The organism is Oleiphilus sp. HI0125, from assembly GCF_001635355.1.
Map to the genome: position 1 here is coordinate 1 of NZ_LWGF01000366.1, position 722 is coordinate 722.

The 722-nt window shown below is 44.7% G+C and carries 1 protein-coding gene; it reads left to right on the forward strand.

All coding sequences use genetic code 11. The features are described from left to right. Positions 1 to 106 precede the first annotated feature (106 nt). Positions 107 to 722: transglutaminase-like cysteine peptidase (locus A3762_RS05110; protein WP_231878734.1), on the forward strand; the 616-nt coding region annotated here is incomplete at its 3' end.

The window sequence follows — 722 nt, forward strand, 5'->3', positions numbered from 1 at the left end:
CAGTAGACGTAACCAACATCAACACGATGAGAAACAACCTCTCTGCCGCTGACAAAAAAAGTATTAAAGACAAGCTATCCGCACTAAGGGCCAAACTAAAACAGCCATGATGGCATTTCGCTTTAATTCTTTAACGCAATACCTCTACATTGCGTTAGCCGCAATGCTCATCACACCTGCAATGACGTCGTTTGCTGTGGAATTTAAAAATCAATTGTTAGAGGTCGTAGAGCAACGATTTGGCAGTGATGCCGCACAACGCCTTGTCGATTGGCAAAGTATGGCTTGGGACCTTAAACAGTCGTACACACAAGATGTCGAGCTATCACAGCTAAAACAAGTTAACGATTTCTTCAACCAAGCGGCGTTTGTAGACGATATCGAACTATGGGGAGACACCGACTACTGGGCGACCCCTGTAGAGTTACTAGCTAAAAATGCCGGAGACTGTGAAGACTACGCGATCGCTAAGTTCTTTACTTTGCTATTCGCTGGTGTTGACGAAAGCAAACTTCAAATCTCTTATGTAAAGGCTCTAGAGCTTAATCAAGCGCACATGGTATTGGCCTACTACCCAACACCAAACTCAGAGCCACTCATACTCGACAACATCAATAAGAATATCTTACCGGCCTCTCAGCGCACGGATTTAGAACCCGTTTATGGTTTCAATGGGCTTGGCGTCTGGTTAAACCGCTTTAGTCGTAGTAATGCGAAACGTG